Origin of the sequence: Vibrio sp. EA2, from assembly GCF_033042495.1 — a bacterium.
Lineage (GTDB): Bacteria > Pseudomonadota > Gammaproteobacteria > Enterobacterales > Vibrionaceae > Vibrio.
Window position 1 is genome coordinate 1 of sequence record NZ_JAWLID010000026.1, and the last position, 24964, is coordinate 24964.

21 protein-coding genes, 1 rRNA gene and 1 pseudogene are annotated in these 24964 nt (G+C 45.8%); 6 read left to right on the plus strand and 17 right to left on the minus strand.

Features of this window, described 5'->3' with window-relative positions; genetic code table 11:
* The 3 genes from RXX31_RS23605 to zntR all read right to left on the minus strand — a co-directional run.
* Window positions 1–79, minus strand: a 16S ribosomal RNA gene (locus RXX31_RS23605); the annotation flags it as partial.
* A gap of 832 nt (window positions 80–911) precedes the next feature.
* Window positions 912–1049, minus strand: coding sequence for a hypothetical protein (locus RXX31_RS23610; protein WP_317592067.1), 138 nt, complete (start codon window positions 1047–1049; stop codon window positions 912–914).
* 35 nt (window positions 1050–1084) lie between these two features.
* Window positions 1085–1483: a Zn(2+)-responsive transcriptional regulator gene (gene zntR / locus RXX31_RS23615; protein WP_317592068.1), complete on the minus strand. Its 399-nt coding sequence runs from the start codon at window positions 1481–1483 to the stop codon at window positions 1085–1087.
* Window positions 1484–1749: 266 nt separating this feature from the next.
* Between zntR and purH the strand changes: the two genes are divergently transcribed.
* Together purH and purD are read left to right on the plus strand one after the other, a co-directional pair.
* The gene (purH, locus tag RXX31_RS23620) at window positions 1750–3342 is read left to right on the plus strand and encodes a bifunctional phosphoribosylaminoimidazolecarboxamide formyltransferase/IMP cyclohydrolase (RefSeq protein WP_317592069.1); all 1593 of its coding nucleotides are present in this window, start codon (window positions 1750–1752) and stop codon (window positions 3340–3342) included.
* A gap of 131 nt (window positions 3343–3473) precedes the next feature.
* Entirely contained in the window at window positions 3474–4763 is a 1290-nt protein-coding gene (gene purD, locus RXX31_RS23625; protein ID WP_317592070.1) for a phosphoribosylamine--glycine ligase, read from the plus strand.
* Window positions 4764–4833: 70 nt separating this feature from the next.
* On the opposite strand, the gene RXX31_RS23630 is transcribed toward purD, so the two are convergent.
* Together RXX31_RS23630 and hupA are read right to left on the minus strand one after the other, a co-directional pair.
* Window positions 4834–5532 carry a DUF1481 domain-containing protein gene (locus RXX31_RS23630; protein ID WP_317592071.1) on the minus strand — a complete coding sequence of 233 codons (699 nt, stop codon included), beginning with the start codon at window positions 5530–5532 and terminating at the stop codon, window positions 4834–4836.
* Between the two features lie 39 nt (window positions 5533–5571).
* Entirely contained in the window at window positions 5572–5844 is a 273-nt protein-coding gene (gene hupA, locus RXX31_RS23635) for a nucleoid-associated protein HU-alpha (RefSeq protein WP_005433627.1), read from the minus strand.
* 253 nt (window positions 5845–6097) lie between these two features.
* Here hupA and RXX31_RS23640 point away from each other — a divergent pair, with 253 nt between their 5' ends.
* A complete protein-coding gene (locus RXX31_RS23640) occupies window positions 6098–7234 on the plus strand; it encodes a hemolysin family protein (RefSeq protein ID WP_317592072.1) in 1137 nt (378 codons plus the stop codon).
* A gap of 66 nt (window positions 7235–7300) precedes the next feature.
* Here RXX31_RS23640 and RXX31_RS23645 read toward each other — a convergent pair whose 3' ends face one another.
* The gene (locus RXX31_RS23645; RefSeq protein WP_317592073.1) at window positions 7301–7888 is read right to left on the minus strand and encodes a YjaG family protein; all 588 of its coding nucleotides are present in this window, start codon (window positions 7886–7888) and stop codon (window positions 7301–7303) included.
* Between the two features lie 66 nt (window positions 7889–7954).
* Between RXX31_RS23645 and RXX31_RS23650 the strand changes: the two genes are divergently transcribed.
* Window positions 7955–8878 (plus strand): D-2-hydroxyacid dehydrogenase, encoded by a 924-nt coding sequence (locus tag RXX31_RS23650; RefSeq protein ID WP_317592074.1) that lies wholly within the window; start codon window positions 7955–7957, stop codon window positions 8876–8878.
* A 7-nt stretch (window positions 8879–8885) separates the two neighbouring features.
* Window positions 8886–9458: a uracil-DNA glycosylase family protein gene (locus RXX31_RS23655; RefSeq protein ID WP_317592075.1), complete on the plus strand. Its 573-nt coding sequence runs from the start codon at window positions 8886–8888 to the stop codon at window positions 9456–9458.
* 219 nt (window positions 9459–9677) lie between these two features.
* Here RXX31_RS23655 and hemE read toward each other — a convergent pair whose 3' ends face one another.
* Both hemE and nudC read right to left on the minus strand, forming a co-directional pair.
* Entirely contained in the window at window positions 9678–10745 is a 1068-nt protein-coding gene (gene hemE, locus RXX31_RS23660) for a uroporphyrinogen decarboxylase (protein ID WP_317592076.1), read from the minus strand.
* Window positions 10746–10997: 252 nt separating this feature from the next.
* Window positions 10998–11792 (minus strand): NAD(+) diphosphatase, encoded by a 795-nt coding sequence (gene nudC / locus RXX31_RS23665; protein ID WP_317592077.1) that lies wholly within the window; start codon window positions 11790–11792, stop codon window positions 10998–11000.
* 177 nt (window positions 11793–11969) lie between these two features.
* Between nudC and rsd the strand changes: the two genes are divergently transcribed.
* Window positions 11970–12461, plus strand: coding sequence for a sigma D regulator (gene rsd / locus RXX31_RS23670; protein ID WP_317592078.1), 492 nt, complete (start codon window positions 11970–11972; stop codon window positions 12459–12461).
* A 133-nt stretch (window positions 12462–12594) separates the two neighbouring features.
* Here the strand turns inward: rsd and rpoC are convergent, their stop codons facing one another.
* From rpoC to RXX31_RS23715, 9 genes and pseudogenes are all read right to left on the minus strand, one after another.
* Window positions 12595–16797, minus strand: a complete 4203-nt coding sequence (gene rpoC / locus RXX31_RS23675) for a DNA-directed RNA polymerase subunit beta' (protein WP_317592079.1) — start codon at window positions 16795–16797, stop codon at window positions 12595–12597.
* A gap of 90 nt (window positions 16798–16887) precedes the next feature.
* Window positions 16888–20916, minus strand: a complete 4029-nt coding sequence (gene rpoB, locus RXX31_RS23680; RefSeq protein WP_317592080.1) for a DNA-directed RNA polymerase subunit beta — start codon at window positions 20914–20916, stop codon at window positions 16888–16890.
* A gap of 251 nt (window positions 20917–21167) precedes the next feature.
* Window positions 21168–21536 carry a 50S ribosomal protein L7/L12 gene (rplL, locus tag RXX31_RS23685; RefSeq protein WP_005382540.1) on the minus strand — a complete coding sequence of 123 codons (369 nt, stop codon included), beginning with the start codon at window positions 21534–21536 and terminating at the stop codon, window positions 21168–21170.
* 57 nt (window positions 21537–21593) lie between these two features.
* Entirely contained in the window at window positions 21594–22088 is a 495-nt protein-coding gene (gene rplJ / locus RXX31_RS23690; RefSeq protein ID WP_317592081.1) for a 50S ribosomal protein L10, read from the minus strand.
* 293 nt (window positions 22089–22381) lie between these two features.
* Entirely contained in the window at window positions 22382–23083 is a 702-nt protein-coding gene (gene rplA / locus RXX31_RS23695; RefSeq protein WP_317592082.1) for a 50S ribosomal protein L1, read from the minus strand.
* Between the two features lie 4 nt (window positions 23084–23087).
* The gene (gene rplK, locus RXX31_RS23700; RefSeq protein WP_008078231.1) at window positions 23088–23516 is read right to left on the minus strand and encodes a 50S ribosomal protein L11; all 429 of its coding nucleotides are present in this window, start codon (window positions 23514–23516) and stop codon (window positions 23088–23090) included.
* A gap of 164 nt (window positions 23517–23680) precedes the next feature.
* The gene (nusG, locus tag RXX31_RS23705) at window positions 23681–24229 is read right to left on the minus strand and encodes a transcription termination/antitermination protein NusG (protein ID WP_005384681.1); all 549 of its coding nucleotides are present in this window, start codon (window positions 24227–24229) and stop codon (window positions 23681–23683) included.
* 13 nt (window positions 24230–24242) lie between these two features.
* Window positions 24243–24623 (minus strand): preprotein translocase subunit SecE, encoded by a 381-nt coding sequence (gene secE / locus RXX31_RS23710; protein ID WP_264903787.1) that lies wholly within the window; start codon window positions 24621–24623, stop codon window positions 24243–24245.
* 267 nt (window positions 24624–24890) lie between these two features.
* Window positions 24891–24964: pseudogene (locus RXX31_RS23715) on the minus strand (elongation factor Tu); the annotation flags it as partial.

The window sequence follows — 24964 nt, forward strand, 5'->3', positions numbered from 1 at the left end:
TAACTCGTTTCCGCTCGACTTGCATGTGTTAGGCCTGCCGCCAGCGTTCAATCTGAGCCATGATCAAACTCTTCAATTTAAGATTTTGTTCGGCTCAATGAATACTGATTTGTAGTTCCTAGGACCTAGGACCTAGGACCCTAGAGTCTAGATTCTATTCACTACTGAATTGACTGTGCCAAATAACCGAAGTTATTTGTTTTGGTCACTCAGTTCATTGAAACCTAATTTGAAACCCCTCTTTATTTAGAGGAAATTTCTAATTGGATTATCATCAACGAGTGCCCACACAGATTGATAGGTCTATATTGTTAAAGAGCTTTTCTAACTTTCTTAGCAACCTAGTTGCTCGTCGTTAGGGGTGCGTATCTTACTCCGCACCGTAAGAGAGTCAAGCATTTTTTCAAATTTCTTTTTTCTCTCTTTCCGACTCGCTGTGTGACTTTCGTCTCACTCCGTGTCGGTGGATGCGCAGTATAGGGAGTTGAGAAATTAGCACAAGCGTTTTTTGCAAAAAAACTTTCAAGCGAGCAAACAATAAACACTTTGTATAAATAGGGACCGATTTGGGCGATTTTTCTTGATCGATACGGCTCTTTTCTGCTGATAAAGGCCATTGCTACGTAATAAAAGAACCAACCGTTATTTCCTCACTGACGTCTCTACCGATTATTTTCGGTCATTCATCGTGATCTTTTGTCATCTTATATGTGGTATTCATCATTACACAGTTAAAGAGACCTCTTTTATGGGCATGCCTCACCAATGTGAAGGGCTGACACGCTTAGTGGTAGGCGCTTATATAATGTCACCTATGAATAGAGGAGTGTTTGGTGGTGTGGCGTAGCCTAGCTCAATGTCACTTTTAAAAACTAACGACTCACATAATAAGTCAGTCTTTAAAGACATATCTATCTATAGAGGGTTTGGAAATATAGCTTGTTCGCTAATTCTACGTCTTTATTCCACGGCGTCTGTTTGCCAAGAATAATATAAGACAGAACGGTATCAAGCAGCTTAAGAGCCTGAGACAGAGTTTGCTTTCTCACAATATCGCCAAAGGTTGATGCTCGTAAACCAGGAACTATTCCAAGGCAGCTAAGATGGAGCAGTGACTGGCATCTTCATAGACATGACCGCAACAGGCGTCATTAATCTTTTTGAGTGCCTGGCGAATTTTAGTCAGTTCATTAATCTTTTCATCCACCAGCTCTAACTTAGCCGACGTAATCGCTTTCACTTCAGCACAGCTATGTTCCGTCGCTTCAAGCTTAATTTCCAACAGGTCTTTAATCTCCCCCAAGCTTAAGCCAAGATCTTTCGCTTTTAGGATAAACCGCACTTGCTTTTTATTCTCTTCATTATACAAGCGATAGCCTGATTCACTTCGTCCGGCTGGCTTAATTAGCCCATTTTTTTCGTAGAATCGTAATGTATCCGTGCTCACACCACAGCGTTTCGCCAATTCACCTATCTGAAACATAACTGTCCTTATTAACTATCTCGTTACTTTTAAAGCTAAAGGTCGACTTTTTTGCAATTATTTTTGAGATGCCAAACGATTGCGCGAGCTTTTTTGTAATAAATTGGTTAGAATACGCGCCATCAAATAGTGGAGACTGTTTTCTGACCGGAAAACACCTCAAAAGGTCTTTACCAAAACTGGCCAATATTTTACCCCCAAGAGGTAAAAACAAGTTCATTTTTGGCAAACATCTTTAACTCCGTGAATTTGAGGAAAATGGAAGCATGAACAACGCTCGTCCTATTCGCCGCGCGCTAATCAGCGTATCAGACAAAACAGGTATTGTTGAGTTTGCGCAAGCTCTTGCTGAACGTGGTGTCGATATCCTATCTACTGGTGGTACCGCTCGTCTACTTGCTGAGCAAGGTATCGCAGTAACTGAAGTCTCTGACTACACTGGTTTCCCAGAAATGATGGATGGTCGCGTTAAGACGCTTCACCCGAAAGTTCACGGTGGCGTACTAGGCCGTCGCGGTCAAGACGATGAAGTGATGGAACAGCACGGCATCAATCCTATCGACATGGTTGTCGTGAACCTATACCCATTTGCAGAAACCGTTGCTAAAGACGGCTGTACTCTTGAAGACGCTGTTGAGAACATCGATATCGGTGGTCCAACAATGGTTCGCTCTGCAGCGAAAAACCACAAAGACGTAACTATCGTTGTTAACGCTTCAGATTACGACCGCGTAGTCGCTGAAATGGATACAAACGACAAGTCTCTGACTCTAGAAACTCGCTTCGACCTTGCTATTGCCGCATTCGAACATACTGCTTCTTACGACGGCATGATCGCGAACTACTTCGGCACTATGGTTCCATCTTACGGTGAGAACAAAGAAGGTGATGAAGAGTCGAAGTTCCCACGCACTTTCAATCAACAGTTCCTGAAAAAGCAAGACATGCGCTACGGTGAGAACAGTCACCAAGACGCAGCGTTCTATGTTGAAGCAAACCCAGAAGAAGCGTCAGTTTCTACAGCACGCCAAATTCAAGGCAAAGCACTTTCTTACAACAACATCGCTGACACTGATGCAGCACTTGAATGTGTGAAAGAGTTCGACGAGCCAGCATGTGTGATCGTGAAACACGCAAACCCATGTGGTGTAGCACTAGGTAAAGACATCCTAGAGGCGTACAACCGCGCTTACCAAACTGATCCAACATCAGCATTCGGCGGCATCATCGCATTCAACAAAGAGCTAGACGCAGAAACCGCTTCAGCTATCGTTGAGCGTCAATTCGTTGAAGTGATTATCGCACCTTCAGTATCAGCGGAAGCGGTAGAAGTGGTTGCAGCGAAGAAAAACGTTCGTCTGCTTGAGTGTGGTGAGTGGACAACTAAAACAACAGGCTTTGACGTTAAACGCGTTAACGGTGGCCTACTGGTTCAAGACCGTGATCAAGGCATGGTTAGCCTGGACGACCTTAAAGTGGTCTCTAAGCGTCAGCCAACAGAAGAAGAACTAAAAGACGCGCTATTCTGCTGGAAGGTAGCGAAATTTGTGAAATCAAACGCGATCGTTTACGCAAAAGGTGACATGACTATTGGTGTAGGCGCAGGCCAAATGAGCCGCGTTTACTCTGCTAAAATCGCAGGCATCAAGGCAGCAGACGAAGGTCTGGAAGTCGCTGGTAGCGTAATGGCATCGGACGCATTCTTCCCATTCCGTGATGGTATTGATGCGGCAGCAGAAGCAGGCATTAAGTGTGTGATTCAGCCAGGTGGCTCTATGCGTGATGACGAAGTTATTGCAGCTGCAGATGAGCACGATATGGCGATGATCTTTACTGGTATGCGTCACTTCCGTCACTAATTGAAAATACAGAATACAGAGCGGGCGCCACGACGCGCCCTTCGAGAATACAGAATGGATGATTGCTCTTCTGTGTTCTGTAAGCGAAGCGTTCTGTATTCTTATCACCACCGTGATAAAAAGGATTAAAAATGAATGTATTAATTATCGGTGCCGGCGGTCGTGAACACGCACTGGGTTGGAAAGCCGCTCAGAACCCAAATGTTGAAACCGTCTTTGTTGCCCCTGGTAACGCGGGTACTGCACTTGAGCCTAAACTGAAAAACGTCGACATCGATGTTGAAGACACGGCTGCTCTTGTTACTTTTGCGAAAGAAAACGCGATTGAACTGACTATTGTTGGCCCTGAAGCACCACTTGTGATTGGTGTCGTTGATGCGTTTAATGAAGCTGGCCTGCCAATTTTCGGCCCAACTCAGGCTGCTGCTCAGCTTGAAGGCTCAAAAGCGTTCACCAAAGACTTTCTTGCTCGCCATAAGATCCCAACGGGTTCTTACGCTAATTTTACCGAGATTGAACCTGCATTGGCTTACGTTCGTGAGCAAGGCGCACCAATCGTTGTGAAAGCTGACGGCCTTGCTGCAGGTAAAGGCGTTATCGTTGCCATGACACTGGAAGAAGCGGAAGACGCAATCAAAGACATGCTTGCTGGTAACGCTTTTGGTGATGCTGGCAGTCGCGTGGTTATTGAAGAATTCTTAGACGGCGAAGAAGCAAGCTTCATCGTGATGGTAGACGGTGAGAACGTACTACCAATGGCCACCAGCCAAGACCACAAACGTGTTGGTGACAAAGATACTGGCCCTAACACAGGTGGCATGGGAGCTTACTCTCCAGCACCAGTCGTTACACCTGAAATCCACAACCGCATCATGGAAGAAGTGATTTATCCAACCGTTCGCGGTATGGCGGAAGAAGGTCACCCATACACAGGCTTCCTATACGCTGGCCTGATGATCGATACAGACGGCACGCCAAAAGTGATCGAATATAACTGTCGATTTGGCGATCCTGAAACTCAACCAATCATGATGCGCATGCAATCAGATTTAGTTGAACTTTGTCTGGCTGCTGTAGACAAGAAACTGGATCAAGTGGAATCGAAATGGGATCCACGCGCGTCTATCGGTATTGTTCTTGCCGCAGGTGGTTACCCAGCGGCGTACAACAAAGGTGATGTGATTTCAGGCCTACCTCAGACCGAAATTGAAGGTGAGAAAGTCTTCCACGCGGGTACTGAGAACAAAGACGGCGATGTAGTGACAAACGGTGGTCGAGTTCTATGTGCTACAGCTCTTGGCCACACTGTTTCAGAAGCTCAGCAACGCGCGTATAAGCTAGCGAAACAAATCAGCTGGGATGGCATGTTCCATCGTAATGATATTGGCTATCGTGCTATTGCGCGCGAGCAATCAAAATAAAAACAACATAAGTTGGCTATAAATAACAAGGCGCGTAAAGCGCCTTTTTATTTTTCACAGCAAAATGTTTCTACTCTGCGATCAGTTGAGGCCGCTGAACACAGTCAAAGTCATCACCTTTGAGCAACAGTAATTCATCGATCGTCACCTTATTGCGGGACTCTCTACCAATAAAGGCAATGTAACTATCAACCGATGCCAATCGGTCAATGACAAATTTTGGCAACGTTTGATTAAACTCTAATGTCGTGAATTCTTTGCCATCGCAAGCTTCTAGCAGTTCCCCATTCCAATAGCCTTGAATCAGGCTCTGACCATTGCGAGAACGCGCTTTCACAGAGGTAACAACATCGTTAGCTTCTTGTTTAAAACGCGCTAATTGATCAGGTTGTAAAGGTAGGACTTTGTTATTGAGTCGGTATTGCTGATAAACAGCCTCACCATCTTTATTAAAACGGATGTGGATTTGAAAAGGCACCATGCCGTGCTTGGCATCAATCTGATCGCCCTTTCGATTCAACTCCCGCAATTCCCCTTCATCCCAGCGATAATCACTCTGGTACCAACCGTACTCCCCCGATGTTACATAGTCTGCTGCCGTACTGACACGGGTCAGCCGTTCAGTCATCCAATACAAACTACTTGCATCACCCTCGGTTTTGCCACCAGTGAAATGAGTAAATTGTTCTAGATTAGGGGTTTCAACTGATGAACAGCCAACAAGGGAAAGACCAGAAAGGAGAAGCGTAGTGAAGAGATGTTTGTTCATAAAATTGCACCGAGGCAGGATACCTCGGTGCATTCTAACTTAGTTTACTGATTCTTTCAGTGCTTTACCTGCTACGAATGCAGGAACGTTAGCCGCTGCGATTTGAATCTCATCGCCAGTCTTAGGGTTACGGCCAGTACGTGCAGCACGGTGGTTTACTTTGAATGTACCAAAACCAATTAGTTGAACTTGGTCACCCTCTTTCAGTGCGCCTGTTACACCTTCAAGAGTCGCTTCAAGAGCAGCCTTTGCTTGTGCTTTTGATAGATCTGCTTTCTCTGCGATAAAGTCGATTAATTGGGTCTTGTTCATTAGGTTTCCCTTCTTATAGGTTATCGAATTCGTCTCACTCTAAAACATAAATGCCCCATCTGGCAAAGGTTTGTGGGTGAACTTTCGATTTTATGACGTACTTTTAGCCATAATATGAGTATTAACTCACAATTTGTTACCACATAAGGCCCGAATCCCCTTGCTTTCCAACGTATTTGGCGCAATTTATATCCCACATACGCGGCTATAATGGCTGCAAACAACGACTATTTAATTACTTTCAAGGGCAACTATGCTGCTGTTATCCATTTATATCTCTATTGCTATCGGCATTTCATTTATCTGTTCGGTACTGGAGGCAGTATTACTGAGTATCAGTCCAAGCTACATCGCACAACTCAATCAACAGGGGCACCCTGCTGCTGGGCAGCTTTCTAAACTCAAATCCGACATTGACCGTCCATTAGCTTCGATTTTGACGCTTAACACCATCGCGCATACCATTGGTGCGGCAACCGCTGGTGCGCAAGCCACAGTGGTTTTCGGTAGTGAAGCGCTTGGTATTTTCTCTGCGGTACTGACATTAGCTATATTGGTTTTCTCTGAAATTGTGCCTAAGACCATTGGTGCAACTTACTGGCGTCAGCTCGCTCCTACCGCAGCGGTATCTTTACGCTGGATGGTATGGGCATTAACGCCTTTCGTTTGGTTCTCTGAGCAAATCACCAAACGTCTATCTCGCAATCACGTTGCACCTAAGATGCGTGATGAGTTATCCGCAATGGCGATTCTTGCTCGTGAAAGCGGCGAGTTTGCCGAAGGTGAGTCAAAAATTCTGAGTAACCTGCTTGGTATTCAGGATGTGCCTGTTACCCAGGTGATGACACCTCGCCCTGTGGTGTTTCGCGTTAACGCAACCAAGACGATTGACCAATTTTTGGAGAAACACAAGGATACGCCTTTCTCTCGTCCGTTGATTTACAGCGAACAGAAAGACAACATCATCGGCTTTGTGCATCGTTTGGAGTTGTTTAAACTGCAACAATCTGGTTGCGGTCAGAAACAGCTGGGCGCGGTGATGCGTCCAATTCAGGTAGTACTGAATAATACAGCGCTACCTAAAGTGTTTGATCAGATGATGACCCATCGCCTGCAGTTAGCCCTCATCGTTGATGAATACGGCACTGTGCAAGGCCTGGTGACACTGGAGGACATCTTTGAGCACCTGGTAGGTGAAGAGATCATCGACGAAGCAGACAAGAGCACAGACATGCAAGAGCTAGCCTATCAACGCTGGGAAAGCTGGAAAGAGAAGCACGGTGTGATAGAGAGCCGGGATGACGAAGAAGAAATAGAGCCGGAGACGGAGAATCAGGAACCCAAGAATGAGTCCGCTGAAACAGCGAAACCAGATTCTAAAGAATCTTAATCGTTATTAGAATACGGACAGTAAAAAGGCATCCAGTTGGATGCCTTTTTTCATTTCTCGCAAGGGTTAAAGCGCAACACCAATATTGCTTACACCCTCTTCTCGTAATTCTTCACGCAGATCTTTAATCAAACTAATATCACGCTCGGTGGCTTCACGTAGTGGACGGAAAATAGCCCACTGAACATCCCACTCTTCACACACGGCCTGGTTTTCTTTTTGATTGTCATTAGTGATTGGCTCGCTGCCCTGAGCTTGCTCAAGATCCGCCACGGTTTGTACCGACTGTTGACTCACTTTAATCATCGAATCGAACAGGTAATCGCGATCCAACAGACCATGCAACAATGTAGACAGCGCCTGACACGCGTCCATCGCTGGGTATACCCCGTAAAAATCAAACTCATCAGCACTTGGGAATAACTCTTCCAGCTTTTCTAGTTGACGCTCAAAGTTCACTTTTGCGCTCTTAACTGTCAGAATTTCCCATACACTATCAAGAATCGCTCGGTAAGCGCGCGGTTCCGCAAATTCTGTATTCTCACAAAACATTGCGTAGTTTGGATACATGCGCTCGCACAGACACGCCATAAAGGTAATTTGTTGCCAAGGTTCTAGTTTTTCCAAACGAACCTGAAGAGGATTCTTAAGCATAGTCACTCAATCATTGAAGAAAAAAACAGCGAAAGTGTACTTGATTCATCACAGGGAAAAAAGTTAATGCCGCAACCAAATAAGATTTTCCTGCTCTCAGAGCATCAAAGCACCTACCAAGCCTTATTGGCAGAGAAAAACCTGCCCGATCTTAGCGTTACGGATAATCCGAATGACGCTCAGATTGTTCTGGCGGATCCGCCTCTGCTATCACAAAGGTTAGACGAGTTTTCACAACTTGACTGGGTACAATCTACCTTTGCAGGAGTGAATACCTTAATACAGCAGGATTTGCGTCGCGATTATACCCTGACGAATGTGCGAGGGATCTTTGGCCCACTCATTGCCGAATATGTCATTGGTTACTGTATCGCCCACTATCGTCACTTTAGCCGCTACCACCAGCAGCAGCAAAATCGACAGTGGCAGCCACACCTATATGGCTCTCTGCAGAACAAAACCATGGTGATTCTCGGCACGGGTAGCATCGGTTGTTACTTAGCAAACACGGTTCGAGCTATGGGAATAAAGACCATTGGTATTAATCGTACCGGCATTCCGACGTCAGGAGGAGAGTTTGACCAGACTTTCCATATCAATGAACTGGCGAATGCTTTAAAACAGTCAGATATTGTCGTCAATACTTTGCCAAGTACACCAGAGACCCTTTACCTACTGAATAGCGAAACGCTCAGTCATCTAAACCAAGCCATACTGATTAATGTGGGACGAGGTGACGTACTAGAGGATGAGGGGCTGTTGTTAGCACTTAAAAACCGCTGGGTAGAACACGCGATTCTGGATGTCTTTGAGCAAGAGCCTCTTCCTCAATCGCACCCTTTCTGGAAGCTACAACAAGTGACTATCACGCCACACATTGCTGCGCTTAGTTTCCCAGAACAGGTAGCGGAGATATTTGCCGAAAATTACCGACGTTGGCGGGATGGGTTCACCCTCAATTACCAAGTCGATTTCGATAAAGGGTACTAAAGCACTGATGTCTCTAGATGCACTACTGAAACACGTTCGCGCCTGTCAGCTTTGCGCTAGCGATTTACCATTAGGCGCCAACCCGGTCATACAAGCGAGTAAAGAAGCTCGCTTATTGATTATTGGTCAGGCACCGGGCACCCGGGTCCATAAAACATCTATCCCCTGGAATGACCCGAGTGGTGATAGGCTACGCCAGTGGTTGGATATGGATAAAGATACCTTCTACGATCCGACCAAAGTTGCCATTATTCCGATGGGATTTTGTTATCCCGGCAAGGGAAGGTCCGGAGACCTGCCTCCCCGTAAGGAATGTGCACCAACCTGGCATCAAAAGCTGCTGCAACAACTGCCCAATATCGAGCTGACATTACTCATTGGTCAATATTCACAAAACTACTACCTGACTAATAAGCCCAAAACACTGACCGAAACCGTTCAACATTGGCAGGACTGGGAACCGGACTTTATCCCTCTACCTCACCCTTCGCCACGTAATACGTTATGGCTTAAGAAGAACCCATGGTTTGAAACCGATGTTGTCCCTTACCTGCAAAGTCGCATTCATGCGATGCTTTAGGTTACCTATGATCTAAATACTGCCTTACCTGTACAGAGCAAAAAGACACAAGCAACTCAAACCCATAAATAATTGTTTTTAAATACAAATAAATATTACGTACAGATTATCAAGTAATTAGATCATGGTAGGCTAAATACTATATAAGCTGTACATCGATAAATTTCAGACAAAAAAATACCGGCAATAGATGCCGGTATTGATTTCTAGAAGTCGAGATTATTTATGGTATGGCTTGGATAGCTCGTGTACCGCTTCCACAAATACACCGGCGTTTTCTGGCGGAACATCCAGATGAATGCCGTGACCAAGGTTGAACACATGGCCCGTGCCTGTATCACCGAAGCCTTCCAGAATGTCAGCAACTTCTTCACGGATACGCTCAGGTGATGCGTAAAGCATCGATGGATCCATATTACCTTGCAACGCTACTTTGTCACCGATGCGTGCTTTTGCGTCGGCAATGTTAATCGTCCAGTCCAGACCAACCGCGTCACAGCCGGTTGCTGCGATTTGTTCTAACCACATACCGCCATTCTTAGTAAATAGAGTCACAGGCACACGACGACCATCGTTTTCACGAATCAGACCATCGACGATTTTATGCATGTATTGCAGCGAGAATAGATTGTAGTCACGAGGAGTCAGTACCCCACCCCATGTATCGAATACCATCACGGATTGCGCACCCGCTTTAATTTGTGCATTCAGGTATTCAATAACACTATCAGCAAGCTTATCGAGCAATAGATGCAGAGTTTGTGGCTCTGCGTACATCATCTTCTTAATCTTAGTGAACGCTTTTGAGCTGCTACCTTCGACCATGTAAGTTGCCAGTGTCCACGGGCTGCCAGAGAAACCAATTAATGGCACTTCACCGTTCAGGTCTTTGCGGATCTGACGCACAGCGTTCATCACGTATTGCAGCTCACCTTCTGGATCCGGAAGGCCAATTTTTTCCACGTCCGCTTTGCAAGTGATTGGATTATCAAACACTGGGCCTTCACCCGCAGCAAAGCGCAGACCAAGCCCCATTGCATCAGGGATAGTCAGGATATCAGAGAACAAGATTGCTGCATCAAGAGGAAAACGGCGTAGAGGTTGGAGTGTCACTTCAGAGGCCAATTCTGCATTTCGGCACAAAGACATGAAATCGCCCGCTTGTGCACGCGTCGCTTTGTATTCTGGTAGATAACGACCTGCCTGACGCATCATCCATACTGGCGTGTAATCTACCGGCTCTTTCATTAGAGCGCGTAGATAGCGATCATTTTTTAATTCAGTCATTCCGTAATTCCAATTGTTAAGCTTTCTTTTAAAGGGAGTATTCTATCACTGATTTAAGGCCAATTGATGTGTGCTTTGCAACCTGGATCAAGTTATTAACTTTTAAATCAATGCTTAATTTGCAACCACCCCGTATCAGTGTTAAAAATTTGTTCGCTAGCGAAAACTACAATTATAAACTGAGTACTTGGTACTCAGCATCTCATAACGACATCTTACTTACCCCCTCCCTCTCGGAGGGTTTTTTTTTGTCTATTGATCCAAGCAGTCCGCTTTAATATCTTGCAGAGTTTGCTCTATGAGAGCTCGGGCAATCGTACCTTTTGGAGCAACAGGAGGGATTTCATCCACATTGAACCACTGTGCATCCGCTAATTCAGTATAATCGGGGGTCACTTCCCCAGAGTCATAGTCGGCTAAGAATGCCATCATCATACTTGATGGGAATGCCCAAGGCTGGCTACCAAAATAACGAATATTTTTTACGTAGATGCCAGTTTCTTCGTGTATTTCACGCGCGACACACTCTTCTAATGTCTCTCCGACCTCCAGAAAGCCTGCTATCACGGTGTAGATACCACTTCGATGTCTTGGGTGCTGTGCCAAAAGAATCTGCTTATCTTTACGCACAGCGACAATAATGCATGGAAAAATACGTGGATAGTGTAACGTTCGACACTCACCACACTGCATGGCTAACTGATTATTATTGATAAAGTTCCGGCCACCACACTGAGGACAAAAGCGTAAACTTTGCGTCATGTGCCCATATTGAATGGCCTTACTTAGCAACAAAAAAAGCGCTTCAGGAAAGTGCAAACAATCTCGCAATGGCGTCATAGGTAAATCCTGATCGAGGTCGGCCAGGTTTATCCACATAAATGGCTGCTGTTGATACTCACCAATTTGTCTTGCACTTGCTTCTGGCAAGCCTAATTGTTCCGCCGAACCAATAGGAACAGCACCATCCACCAGCCAAATTTCACTTCCTGAAACAACACACCAATGCGCATTTTCTACGCGCTTAACATCACCTTTTCTTAACATCACACCCTCCCTTTGCTTGAAGTTCAACCATTTTACTGGCAATCTAATTTCATACTAGAGTTTATCGTTAAGGACTTTGCAACTATAAATTTTAGTCAGGACAAGAGTTTGTAATTACTTTACTAACTTTGCTATGCAAAGGATACGTTCGCCATCGGGCGATCAGATCATGAGGGCATGGTCATGCTAAAAAAATTCAAAAAAACACAAGACCAGTGGGGTGGCTCCAATGATGTCATTGATCACTGGTTAGACACGAGACAATCGCTGATCGTTGAATACTGTAAGCTTGCAGCACTGCAACCTTGTTCGAAAACTAATGTGATTGAACTTCCTACCCCTTCCGAGCTGCAAAACTTCTGCCAACACCTGGTCGACTATATCTCTGAAGGCCATTTCAAAATTTACGATATGGTCATGGATCGCTGGAAATCGACAGGCTTTGTCGTGACCGATGAAATCAATCAGACTTATGGACAAATCGTCATTACCACTGAGCCACTGCTGAACTTTAACGATAAATATTCTGAGGTCACAGAAGACGATGAACTGCCGGACTTCAACTCAGACATGTCACTCGTTGGAGAGATTCTTGAGACGCGTTTCGAAGTAGAAGATCAGTTGATTCAACAGATTTCTGATAGCTTAGCGATGCCGCCAGGTGCGTAAGCGAACTCTAGATAATCTATAGAAGAAGGGTTGATGTGAAAGCATCAGCCCTTTTTAGGTATTAAAAATTGAGACATTAAAAAAGGCACCCGAGGGTGCCTTTTTTCACTCTTAACGATAACTCGTCAGACGCTTATTCTTCAGAAGAGAAGCCAGCGTTTAGAAGTGCCGCCAGGTTATCCGTTGCTTGTTCAGCAGACGGGCCTTCTTGCGCTTCAGTACGTTTAGCTTGACGATCTTGGTGGTATGCGAAACCAGTACCAGCTGGGATCAGACGACCAACAATTACGTTCTCTTTCAGACCACGTAGATCATCACGCTTACCAGAAACCGCAGCTTCTGTTAGTACGCGAGTTGTCTCCTGGAACGATGCCGCAGAGATGAACGACTCAGTTGCTAGAGACGCTTTGGTAATACCTAGAAGTTCACGTTCGAAACGTGCAGGCTCTTTGCCTTCAGCTTCCAGATTACGGTTAGCAATCTTAACTTGTGAGTACTCAACTTGCTCACCAGGTAGGAACTCAGAATCACCAGCGAATGTGATAGTACACTTACGTAGCATTTGACGAACGATAGTCTCAATGTGCTTATCGTTAATCTTAACGCCTTGTAGACGGTAAACTTCTTGTACTTCGTTCGCGATGTACTGAGTTACCGCGTGTACGCCACGTAGACGTAGGATGTCATGTGGAGACTCTGGGCCATCAGCGATGACATCACCACGTTCAACCTTCTCACCTTCGAAAACGTTAAGCTGACGATGCTTAGGAATCATCTCTTCGTAAGCTTCACCGCTGTCGCGAGTGATCACTAGACGACGCTTACCTTTGGTCTCTTTACCAAAGCTAACTGTACCTGTGTGTTCAGCAAGTATCGCAGGCTCTTTTGGCTTACGTGCTTCGAACAGGTCAGCAACTCGTGGAAGACCACCGGTGATATCTTTGTTACCACCAGATTTCTGAGGAATACGTGCAAGTGTTGCACCTACGCCTACAGCTGCGCCATCTTCGATGTTAACAATCGCTTTACCAGGTAGGAAGTAGTGAGCTGGCATATCAGTACCAGGGATCATTACATCGTTACCTTGCTCATCGACAAGTTTGATAGCTGGACGCATATCTTTACCTGCAGATGGACGAGCGGCTGCGTCAGTTACTTCGCTTGAAGATAGACCGGTTAGATCATCTGTTTGGCGAGAAACGGTTACACCGTCGATCATGTCTACGAACTGGATGCGACCCGCTACTTCAGTAATGATTGGTAGTGTGTGCGCTTCCCAGTTAGCGACCGTTTCACCAGCTTGAACTGAGTCACCGTCACCTTTGCTTAGTAGTGTACCGTAAGGCAGTTTGTGCTTCTCTTTAGTACGGCCAAACTCATCAATGATGGTTAGTTCAGTTGCACGAGAAGTGATAACAATCTTACCGTCATCTGCCACTACTGACTTAGCGTTGTGTAGCTTGATAGAACCGTTGTTCTTAGCTTGAACGCTGTTTTCAGCTGCTGCTGTCGATGCTGCACCACCGATGTGGAACGTACGCATCGTAAGCTGTGTACCCGGTTCACCGATAGACTGAGCAGCGATAACACCTACTGCTTCACCTTGGTTCACTAGGTGACCACGTGCTAGGTCACGACCGTAACACTGTGCACAACAACCGAAGTCAGAATCACAAGTAACAACTGAACGTACTTTCATGCTGTCTACTGAGTTCTCTTCCATGATTTGACACCACTTCTCATCGATCAGGGTGTTACGTGGAATAAGAACATCTTCAGTACCAGGTTTTAGAACGTCTTCAGCAACAACACGACCAAGCGCTAGCTCAGACAGTGCAACTTTAACATCACCACCCTCGATATGAGGCATCATGTCAACACCCTCGTGAGTGCCACAGTCATGTTCAGTTACAACAACGTCTTGAGCAACGTCTACTAGACGACGAGTTAGGTAACCCGAGTTCGCTGTTTTCAGTGCCGTATCCGCAAGACCCTTACGAGCACCGTGCGTTGAGATAAAGTACTGAAGTACGTTTAGACCTTCTTTAAAGTTCGCTGTGATCGGCGTTTCGATGATTGAACCATCTGGACGCGCCATCAGACCACGCATACCAGCAAGCTGACGAATCTGTGCTGCAGAACCACGAGCACCGGAGTCCGCCATCATGTAGATGCTGTTGAACGACTCTTGTTGTTCCTCTTCACCGTCACGGTTAACTACCGTTTCAGATGACAGGTTCTCCATCATTGCTTTCGCAACGCGGTCGTTGGTCGATGCCCAGATATCGATAACTTTGTTGTAGCGTTCGCCCGCAGTAACAAGACCAGATTGGTACTGTTCCTGGATTTCACGTACTTCTTCTTCCGCTTCTGCGATTTCAGTGTACTTAGCTGCCGGTACAACCATATCGTCGATACCAACAGATACACCAGATAGTGCCGCATAAGCGAAACCAGCGTACATGATTTGGTCAGCGAAGATTACTGTGTCTTTCAGACCTAGCTTACGGTACGCCTCGTTAAGTAGGTTAGAGATTTGCTTCTTACCTAGCTTTTGGTTAACGATGCTGTACGGTAGACCAGCTGGCACGATTTGCCATAGCATTGCACGACCGATAGTGGTATCAACCATACCAGTAGATGTTGTGCTGTTGCCGTCTTCGTCTACGACTGTTTCAGTAATACGTACTTTAACGCGTGCGTGAAGTTCAGCTTGTTTGGTGCGGTATGCTTTCTCAGCCTCTGCTGGGCCAGAAAGGTACATGCCTTCACCTTTCACGTTGATCTTTTCACGAGTCATGTAGTACAGACCCAATACAACGTCCTGAGAAGGTACGATGATCGGATCACCTGACGCTGGCGACAGAATGTTGTTTGTCGACATCATCAGAGTACGAGCTTCAAGCTGTGCCTCTAGAGTTAGAGGTACGTGAACCGCCATTTGGTCACCATCGAAGTCCGCGTTGTACGCCGCACAAACAAGTGGGTGTAACTGGATCGCTTTACCTTCGATAAGTACTGGTTCGAACGCCTGGATACCTAGACGGTGAAGTGTAGGTGCACGGTTCAATAGTACTGGGTGTTCACGGATGACTTCGTCCAGGATATCCCAAACAACCGCTTCTTCACGCTCTACCATCTTCTTAGCAGCTTTGATTGTCGTCGCTAGGCCACGAGTCTCTAGCTTGCTGTAGATGAATGGTTTGAATAGCTCAAGTGCCATCTTCTTAGGAAGACCACACTGGTGTAGACGAAGGTATGGACCTACTGTGATTACAGAACGGCCAGAGTAGTCTACACGTTTACCTAGAAGGTTCTGACGGAAACGACCTTGTTTACCCTTGATCATATCAGCAAGAGATTTCAGAGGACGCTTGTTCGAACCTGTGATCGCACGACCACGACGACCGTTATCTAGTAGCGCATCAACAGACTCTTGCAGCATACGTTTTTCGTTACGTACGATGATGTCCGGAGCCGCTAGCTCTAGAAGACGCTTCAAACGGTTGTTACGGTTGATCACACGACGGTATAGATCGTTCAGATCAGAAGTCGCAAAACGACCGCCATCTAGTGGTACTAGAGGGCGTAGATCTGGCGGAAGTACTGGAAGTACCGTTAGGATCATCCACTCTGGGTTGTTACCCGATGCGATGAACGCTTCTACCAGTTTAAGACGCTTAGTGACTTTCTTACGCTTAGTTTCAGAGTTTGTAGACTCTAGCTCTTCGCGCATTAGTTCTGCTTCAGCGTGCATATCCATAGAACCTAGTAGGTCCTTGATAGCTTCTGCACCCATCTTAGCAGTGAACTCGTCGCCCCACTCTTCCAGACGGTCTAGATACTCTTCTTCAGTAAGCATCTGACTCTTTTCTAGATCAGTCATACCTGGCTCAGTTACTACGTACATTTCGAAGTAAAGAACACGTTCGATATCACGTAGAGGGATATCCATTAGTAGACCGATACGAGACGGTAGCGATTTTAGGAACCAGATGTGAGCTACTGGTGAAGCAAGCTCGATGTGGCCCATACGGTCACGACGAACTTTAGTTTGTGTAACTTCTACACCACACTTCTCACAGATAACACCACGGTGCTTCAAGCGCTTGTATTTACCACAAAGACATTCGTAGTCTTTAACTGGACCAAAGATACGCGCACAGAACAAACCATCGCGTTCAGGCTTGAACGTACGATAGTTGATCGTTTCAGGTTTTTTAACTTCACCGAAAGACCATGAACGGATCATGTCTGGTGAAGATAGACCGATTTTGATTGCATCAAATTCTTCGGTCTTATGCTGTGCTTTTAGAAAGTTTAATAAGTCTTTCACAATCAGCTCCTGTAAGGAGTTAAAAGGAGCCCACCTATAAAAGTGAGCACCTTTCTACCGATAATCAGCTTTCTCTATTAGGGAAAGAGATTACTCTTCGTCTTCTAGCTCGATGTTGATACCTAGCGAGCGGATCTCTTTCAACAGTACGTTGAACGATTCTGGCATACCAGGTTCCATGCTATGGCTTCCGTCTACGATGTTCTTGTACATCTTAGTACGGCCGTTAACGTCATCCGACTTAACAGTTAGCATTTCTTGTAGCGTGTAAGCAGCACCGTATGCTTCCAGTGCCCATACTTCCATCTCACCGAAACGCTGACCACCGAACTGAGCTTTACCACCAAGTGGTTGCTGAGTTACTAGGCTGTACGAACCAGTTGAACGAGCGTGCATCTTGTCATCAACAAGGTGGTTTAGTTTCAGCATGTACATGTAACCAACCGTTACAGGACGCTCAAACGCATCACCTGTGCGACCATCAAACAGCGTTAGCTGACCAGATTCTGGTAGGTCACCTAGTTTTAGAAGCTCTTTGATTGAAGATTCATTCGCACCGTCAAATACTGGAGTCGCGATTGGTAGACCACCACGCAGGTTCTTGATCAGTGTACGTACTTCGTCGTCAGACAGAGAAGCAACGTCTACTTTCTGGCGAGTTTCGCCTAGGTCGTAAACTTTTTGTAGGAACTCGCGGAATTTCGCCAGTTCTTGCTGCTCTTTAACCATCTGGTTGATCTTGTCACCGATACCTTTCGCTGCCAGACCTAAGTGAACTTCTAGGATCTGACCGATGTTCATACGTGAAGGTACACCCAGTGGGTTAAGTACGATGTCTACAGGCTGACCTTTTTCATCGTATGGCATGTCTTCAACAGGGTTGATCTTAGAGATTACACCCTTGTTACCGTGACGACCGGCCATCTTATCACCAGGCTGGATACGACGTTTAACCGCTAGGTAAACCTTAACGATCTTCAGTACGCCAGGTGCTAGATCATCACCTTGAGTGATCTTACGACGCTTCGTTTCGAACTTCTTATCGAAGTCAGCTTTGATCTCGTCCCACTGCTCAGCAAGTTGCTCTAGCTGAGTTTGCAGTGCGTCATCTTCAAGCGTTAGCTCTAGCCACTTCTTACGATCAGTAGACTCTAGCTTCGCTTCAGAGTAACCGCCTTCAATCAGAACAGCTTTAACACGGTTTAGAAGGCCACCCTCAAGAATCTGGAATTCTTCAGTTAGGTCTTTCTTCGCTTCTTTCAGCTGCATCTGTTCGATTTCAAGCGCACGCTTGTCTTTCTCTACGCCATCGCGAGTGAAGACTTGAACGTCGATGATCGTACCAGATACCGAGTTAGGTACACGTAGTGACGTATCTTTAACGTCTGATGCTTTCTCACCGAAGATAGCACGCAGTAGCTTCTCTTCAGGCGTTAGCTGAGTTTCACCTTTAGGGGTTACTTTACCAACCAGGATGTCGCCACCCTTAACTTCAGCACCAATGTAAACGATACCTGACTCGTCTAGTTTAGACAGAGCAGACTCACCTACGTTTGGAATATCCGCTGTGATCTCTTCAGAACCCAGCTTAGTATCACGTGCCACACAAGTTAGTTCTTGAATGTGGATAGTCGTGAAGCGGTCTTCTTGAACTACGCGCTCAGATACTAAGATCGAGTCCTCGAAGTTGTAACCGTTCCAAGGCATGAACGCGATACGCATGTTTTGACCAAGCGCTAGCTCACCAAGGTCTGTTGATGGACCATCAGCAAGTACGTCACCGCGTGATACAGGTTCACCTGGCATCACACATGGGCGCTGGTTGATACATGTGTTCTGGTTAGAACGTGTGTATTTAGTTAGGTTGTAGATGTCGATACCCGCTTCGCCAGGTACCAGCTCTTCATCGTTAACTTTAACAACGATACGAGAAGCATCTACAGACTGGATTACACCACCACGTTTCGCAACTGCAGTTACACCTGAGTCAACGGCTACGTTACGTTCAATACCAGTACCAACAAGCGGTTTGTCAGCTTTCAGTGTTGGAACTGCCTGACGTTGCATGTTCGCACCCATCAATGCACGGTTCGCATCATCGTGTTCTAGGAACGGGATAAGCGATGCAGCGATAGATACAACCTGGTTTGTCGCAACGTCCATGTACTGAGCGTGCTCACGAGGGTGTAGACCAGATTCACCTTTCTGACGAGCTGTGATCAGCTCATCTGCAAACGTACCTTCTTCAGTTAACGCAGCGTTAGCCTGAGCGATAACGAATTGGCCTTCTTCGATTGCAGATAGGTAATCTACTTCGTCTGTCACAACGCCATCTACAACGCGACGGTATGGAGTCTCTAGGAAACCGTACTCGTTACAACGCGCAAACGCAGATAGAGAGTTGATCAGACCGATGTTTGGACCTTCAGGCGTTTCGATAGGACATAGACGACCGTAGTGCGTTACGTGTACGTCTCGAACTTCGAAGCCAGCACGTTCACGAGTCAGACCGCCAGGACCCAATGCAGAAATACGACGCTTGTGCGTGACTTCTGATAGTGGGTTGTTTTGGTCCATGAACTGTGAAAGCTGTGAAGAGCCAAAGAATTCTTTAACGGCTGCAGAAATTGGCTTCGCGTTGATCAAGTCTTGAGGCATGATTGCGTCAAGGTCGCCTAAACTTAGACGCTCTTTAACTGCACGCTCAACACGTACTAGACCTACACGGAATTGGTTCTCAGCCATTTCGCCTACAGAACGGATACGACGGTTACCTAGGTGGTCGATATCGTCCACTTCGCCTTTACCGTTACGGATCGCGATAAGCTTCTTCATCACTTCAACGATATCAGTTTCGTCAAGTGTGCCTTGCTCTTGAGCATCTTCACGACCGATAGAGCTGTTGAACTTCATACGACCAACAGTCGATAGATCGTAACGCTCTTCAGAGAAGAATAGGCTTTCGAATAGTGCTTCTGCAGCTTCTTTTGTTGGCGGCTCACCAGGGCGCATCATGCGGTAGATTTCTACCAGTGCAGAAATACGATCAACCGTGCTGTCGATACGTAGTGTTTCTGACATGAACGGACCGTGGTCTAGATCGTTCGTAAATAGAACTTCTAGTGCTTTGTGGCCAGCCTGAGATAGGTTCGCTAGTGCTTCCAGGCTGATTTCCTGGTTAGCATTAACAATGATCTCGCCTGTTGCTTCGTTGATGTAATCTTTCGATGCAACTTTACCAACGATGTACTCAACAGGTACTTCGATGTGATCAACGCCATCTTTCTCTAATTGGCGGATATGGCGAGCTGTTACGCGACGACCTTGCTCAACGTAAACTTTACCATCAGCTTCGATGTCGAATGACGCAGTTTCACCACGTAGACGATCTGGAACCAACTCCATCAGTAGAGTTTGGTCTTTCACTTCGAAGTTCACTTTCTCGAAGAAGATATCTAGGATTTCTTCAGACGATTTACCTAGTGCACGAAGGATGATCGATGCTGGTAGCTTACGACGGCGGTCGATACGTACGTACAGGTTATCCTTAGGATCAAACTCGAAATCAAGCCATGAACCACGGTAAGGAATAACACGTGCGTTGTATAGAACTTTACCTGATGAGTGGGTCTTACCCTTATCGCTGTCGAAGAACACGCCTGGGCTTCGGTGCAGCTGGGATACGATAACCCTCTCGGTACCGTTGATTACGAAGGTACCATTATCTGTCATGAGTGGGATTTCACCCATGTAGACTTCTTGTTCTTTAATGTCTTTTACAGTACCTGCTGGCGCGTCTTTATCAAAGATAACTAGGCGTAGTTTTACACGTAGTGGCTTTGAGTAAGTTACACCGCGGATTTGACATTCTTTAACGTCAAAAACTGGCTCACCAAGACGGTAGCTAACGTATTGCAGCTCAGAATTGCCGTTGTAGCTCTGAATTGGAAATACAGAACGGAAAGCAGCTTCAAGACCGTATTGACCTTCAGGATCCTGTTCGATAAATTTGTCGAACGAATCGAGCTGGATCGATAGCAGGTATGGAATGTCCAAAACTTGTGGACGAGTACCAAAGTCCTTACGGATGCGCTTTTTCTCGGTATAAGAGTAAACCATGGGGTTCCTCAGCTCGCTGATAAGTGACCCAAACTGTCCGCCCGCTCCTAGTTACTTAAGGGGGGTAAGGGACAGTGACTAAATAGCTGTTTACTGTAGTGACATTTCATTTCGATAGAATGAAATGTTTTTTGCATGGGTATGAGGCGCTTAAACAGCGGGAAAATTCACCTATACCCTACAGCGCAAAAAGGCCGGTGGTTAAAAAACCACCAGCCAGTTAGCCGTTAGGCTAAGAAACTATGCAATAATTACTTAACAGCAACAGTTGCACCAGCTTCTTCTAGCTGAGCTTTAAGAGCTTCAGCTTCTGCTTTCTCAACACCTTCTTTAAGAGGTGCTGGAGCGCCGTCTACAAGAGCTTTAGCTTCTTTAAGACCTAGGCCAGTTGCGCCACGTACTGCTTTGATTACAGCAACTTTGTTACCGCCAGCAGCTTCTAGGATTACGTCGAATTCAGTTTGCTCAGCAGCAGCTTCGCCTGCAGCAGCACCGCCAGCTACAACAGCAGCAGCAGCAGAAACACCGAATTTCTCTTCCATTGCTTCGATTAGTTCAACAACTTGCATTACAGACATTTCTGCAACTGCGTCTAGGATTTGCTCGTTAGTAATAGACATAACAATTCTCTTTTAAGTCAACAATAAGTTTATTAAGCAACCAGTAAAAAGCAAGGCTTATGCCGCTGCTTCTTCTTTTTGATCGCGGATAGCAGCGAACGTACGTGCCAGCTTGCCAGCAGAAGCTTCTTTCATGCACATCATTAGGCGTGCGATTGCTTCGTCGTAAGTTGGTAGTGTCGCTAGTACTTCAGCGTCAGTTAGCGCGCCTTCAAATGCAGCAGCTTTGATCTCGAAGTCTTTGTTCTCTTTAGCGAAGTCTTTAAAAAGACGCGCTGCAGCACCTGGGTGCTCGTTAGAGAACGCGATTAGAGTAGGACCAGTGAAAGTGTCAGTTAGACACTCGTACTCAGTACCTTCAACCGCACGACGAGCAAGAGTGTTACGAACAACTCTCATGTAAACACCCGCTTCACGAGCTTGTTTACGTAGAGAAGTCATCGCGCCAACTTGAACGCCACGAGAATCAGCTACAACTGCAGAAAGTGCACCACTGGCAGCTTCGTTGACTTCAGCAACAATTGCTTTTTTGTCTTGAAGGTTTAAAGCCATCTTGGATTTACTCCTGGTTGTCGTTACACCACTCACTATCATCACGACAGTGAGAGCTATTTAGGTGCTTCCCAGAAGAAAGTTAACTATTAAAATATAGAGCTTTCTGTCAGTTCGGGCACCATCTACGTAGGGCAATTAAGTTTGCTAATGAACAAACACCTACGGTCTTGGACGGAGACTGGGTCTTAATTCAATTCGAACTAGGAGACAGTTCAAAGAACCAAAGTTCAGCCCCAACCACAAATATTAGGCGCAAAATTATACACTAATTTTGCACCTAAGCAAATAAATTATGCTTGAGTGTTCAGGCTAGCCTGATCAACAGCAACACCAGCACCCATAGTAGTAGAGATGCTTACTTTCTTCAGGAAAGTACCTTTCGCTGAAGATGGTTTAGCTTTCTTAAGAGCAACTAGAAGTGCTTCTAGGTTCTCTTTGATCTGCTCTGCAGAGAAAGTAGCTTTACCGATAGTAGTGTGGATGATGCCGTTTTTGTCGTTACGGTAACGAACCTGACCAGCTTTAGCGTTCTTAACTGCTTCAGCAACGTTAGGAGTTACAGTACCAACTTTAGGGTTTGGCATTAGACCGCGAGGACCTAGGATAGTACCTAGTTGACCTACAACGCGCATTGCATCTGGAGAAGCAACAACTACGTCAAAGTTCATTTCGCCTTTCTTCACTTGCTCAGCAAGATCTTCCATACCAACGATGTCTGCGCCAGCTTCTTTAGCTGCTTCAGCGTTTGCACCTTGAGTGAACACTGCAACGCGGATTTCGCGGCCAGTACCGTGAGGTAGTACAGTTGCACCACGTACGTTCTGGTCAGATTTACGAGCATCGATGCCAAGGTTAACAGCAACGTCTACAGACTCAACAAATTTAGCAGTTGCTAGTTCTTGAAGAAGAGCAACAGCTTCGTTGATTTCGTATTCTTTAGTTACGTCAACTTTTTCGCGGATTACGCGCATGCGCTTAGTTAGTTTTGCCATGATCTTAACCCTCTACCACTAGGCCCATTGAACGAGCAGTACCAGCGATTGAGCGTTTCATCGCTTCGATGTCAGCACCAGTCATATCAGCAGCTTTAGTTTCTGCGATTTCTTGGATTTGAGCGTCAGTTACAGTACCAACTTTTTCAGTGTTTGGACGACCTGAACCAGACTTAACGCCAGCAGCTTTCTTAAGTAGAACAGCAGCAGGTGGAGTCTTAGTTACGAACGTGAAAGAACGGTCGTTGTAAACAGTGATAACTACTGGAGTCGGTAGACCTTTCTCGATAGATTCTGTTTTCGCGTTAAACGCTTTACAGAATTCCATGATGTTAACACCGTGTTGACCTAGTGCAGGACCTACTGGTGGACTAGGGTTAGCCATACCAGCAGCAACTTGTAGCTTGATGTAAGCTTCAACTTTCTTAGCCATAATAATTCCTAAATTTGGGTACAATCGCTAATCACTGATCAGCTCCCCGTTTATGTAAAAAACTTTTTACTTCACCAGAAGCAAAAAGGCGCGAAATTATAGTCATAATCCGCGCCTTATACAACCCTAAAAAGGTGATTTTTTATACTCTTTATTTAAGAGTCTTAGTCTAGTTTTTCAACCTGACCAAATTCAAGCTCAACTGGTGTTGCACGACCAAAGATCGATACAGACACTTTCAGGCGGCTCTTCTCGTAATCCACTTCTTCAACTGTACCGTTGAAGTCAGCAAATGGACCTTCATTAACACGTACCACTTCACCCGCTTCGTACATAGTACGTGGACGAGGTGCTTCACTCGCTTTCTCGAGACGGTTAAGAATCGCGTCAGCTTCTTTGTCTGTGATAGGTGCAGGACGGTCCGAGGTACCACCAATGAAGCCCATGACACGCGGCACACTGCGTACAAGGTGCCATGATTCATCGTTCATAATCATCTGAACAAGGACGTAACCTGGGAAGAACTTACGCTCAGATTTGCGGCGCTGACCCGCGCGCATTTCTACTACTTCTTCAGTAGGAACTAGTACTTCACCGAATAGCTCTTCCATGCCGTGCATCTTGATATGCTCGCGCAGAGATTGAGCCACACGACCTTCAAATCCAGAGAAGGCTTGAACCACATACCAGCGTTTTTTTGGAGCTTCACTCATGAATTAAAACCCTCTATACCCCAGTCGCTAGAGCTACTAGACGAACCATAATTCCGTCAATACCCCATAGCACTAGAGCCATTACAATACTTACAGCTAAAACGATCAGTGTTGTTTGCATGGTTTCTTGGCGTGTAGGCCAAACAACTTTGCGTACTTCCATACGCGATTCTTTTGCAAAACTGATCGCTGCTTTACCTTTAGTCGTTGTTGCTGCAACGCCTAGAGCAGCTGCAATAAGAACAACAACGCCTGCAGCGCGAATCACTACAGACATTTCACCATACAGGTAATTACCCACAACAGCGGCAGCTGCCAATACGAAAGCGACGATCCACTTAAACGTATCTGCTGCATTTGAGCTATCAGGAGTTTCAGCATTATTTGCTTTCATAAAACCAACCTGTTTCAAGTCTTAATATAGACGACAACAACCCCGCTGTTGCAGGGCAAACTCCATATCGCTGAAAAAATCAGCGTACTCTTAATAAGATTAAGCCCGTTTGCTTAATCTTGCTCCGCACTCAGTAACTTCTGAACAAGAAAACAGCAAAAATTATGTTGAGTGCAGAAAAAGGGCATCAAATGATGCCCTTTTTGCTACTGGTTCGTCAAATCTAATTCAAGATTTTCCGAAAGCATCCGTCTAATTCGCTATGAATTAGTCGAAGATCTTAGCAACAACACCAGCACCTACTGTACGGCCACCTTCACGGATCGCGAAACGTAGACCTT